The 1,540-nt window shown below is 70.0% G+C and carries 1 protein-coding gene and 2 pseudogenes; 1 reads left to right on the top strand and 2 read right to left on the bottom strand.

The window, feature by feature from the left end; translation table 11 throughout:
- Nucleotides 1–279, bottom strand: a pseudogene (locus tag OU415_RS38155) (MFS transporter); the annotation flags it as partial.
- A gap of 51 nt (nucleotides 280–330) precedes the next feature.
- Between OU415_RS38155 and OU415_RS38150 the strand changes: the two are divergent.
- Nucleotides 331–816: a winged helix-turn-helix transcriptional regulator gene (locus tag OU415_RS38150; RefSeq protein ID WP_270954679.1), complete on the top strand. Its 486-nt coding sequence runs from the start codon at nucleotides 331–333 to the stop codon at nucleotides 814–816.
- Between the two features lie 295 nt (nucleotides 817–1,111).
- On the opposite strand, the pseudogene OU415_RS38145 reads toward OU415_RS38150, so the two are convergent.
- Nucleotides 1,112–1,540: pseudogene (locus OU415_RS38145) on the bottom strand (hypothetical protein); the annotation flags it as partial.

The raw sequence follows: 1,540 nt of genomic DNA, 5'->3' as shown, positions 1-1,540 counted from the left end.
CCACAGCCACCCAGATCTCGACGCTGCTCCTGCCGCGGTGAGCGCGAGGTGTCCGGCGATGAGGGTGCGGCGGTCGACCATGTCGCCGAGCGGGACGAGGACGGCGAGTCCGGCCAGGTAGCCGAGCTGTCCGGCGGCCACGATCCAGCCCAGGTGGGCCTGCGGCACGCCGAGGTCGGTCCCGATCTGGGCGAGGACGGGTTGGGCGGCGTAGACGCCGGCGACGGCGACCGCGCAGATCATGGCGAACAGCGTCCTTCGGGCACGGGTCAGGCCCATCACCACTCCTTGATAAGTAGCAAAATGCAACTGTTCTGAGAGTAGGGCACAATGGTTTCAAACAGCAACTCTTCGGGAGGCGTGGTGACTCGCACCAGCACTGGGGATGCGTCCTGGACCGACCCGGCGTGCCCGGTCGCGCGCACGCTCGACCTGGTCGGGGACCGCTGGAGCCTGCTGATCGTGCGGGATGCGATGGACGGGGCGCGGGCGTTCACCGATTTCCAGCAGCGCACCGGGATCGCGCGCAACATCCTCACCGATCGGCTCCGCCGCCTGGTCGAGCGCGGCGTCCTCGACCGGCAGACCGCGCCCTCGGGCCGGCGGCAGCTCTACTCCCTCACCCCGGCCGGGCGCGACCTGTTCACCGTCGTCGTGGCCTTGCGCCAGTGGGGCGAGCGGCACGCCTTCTCCCCCGGCGAAGACCACTCCGTCCTGGTCGACGAACGCGGTGTCGCGCTGCCGCGGCTCGAGCCAGTGGACTCCGGCGGCCATGTCGCCGACGTCGACACCACCTCGGTGCGCAAGGCCGACTGAACCCCTGGCGGCATAACGCACCCTTAAAGACGGGTGAAGCCACATTCGCTTGTGGACTGTCTACAAGCGACGAACTATGCGGTGACCGTTCGTGTCGGTTCATGCGTTTTCGGTGCGCAACAGCCGTTTTCGAACTGTCGAGGCGTAGATCACAATCGGGTGTTCGCGTCGACGTGCCCGCCGGAAACGAGCCGGGGACCGGGGTCGACGTTTGCTTCCCGGATACAGATTCGTGATCCATTCGCTACTATTCGGCCCGCCGGTCGGGGAAACACGGCATCAACGCGAACAGGAGTCACTCGTTGCCAGCCGAACACCCCGCCCCGCTGCGCCGCTGGTGGTGGCGAAGCCCCCTGGCCGTCAGGCTGCTGCCCGCGGCCGCGCTGGTCGCCGCGACCGCCACCAGTGCCCTGAACGCGTTGCCGATGACCGCGAGCTCCCCACTCGCCGACTCCCCACCACCGGCCGCTCCCCCGCCGCCCGCACCTGAACCCCCTGCTGCCAGCACGACCGCGGCCCCGACCACCACGGCGACCAGCAGCGCAGCACCGACCCCGCCCCCGAAAACCACCAGCCGCGCCCCGATCACGACCAGCACGCGGCGGCCGAGCCCCTCCCCGTCTCCGCCGCCCCGCCCCCAACCCCGTCCCGCCCCCGAGCAGCAGCACACCCCGACACCGGTGACCACCACGCCCGGCGACCCCGAGCAGGACTGGGTGCTGGT

Origin of the sequence: Saccharopolyspora oryzae, from assembly GCF_027853915.1 — a bacterium.
GTDB classification, from domain to species: domain Bacteria; phylum Actinomycetota; class Actinomycetes; order Mycobacteriales; family Pseudonocardiaceae; genus Saccharopolyspora; species Saccharopolyspora oryzae.
Note: the sequence above shows the minus strand (reverse complement) of the source record. Positions and strands in the feature narration are given on the sequence as shown.

Coding starts and splice junctions, on each gene's coding strand:
- OU415_RS38150 (WP_270954679.1), top strand. CDS start 331: ATGGTTTCAAACAGCAACTCTTCGGGAGGCGTGGTGACTCGCACCAGC.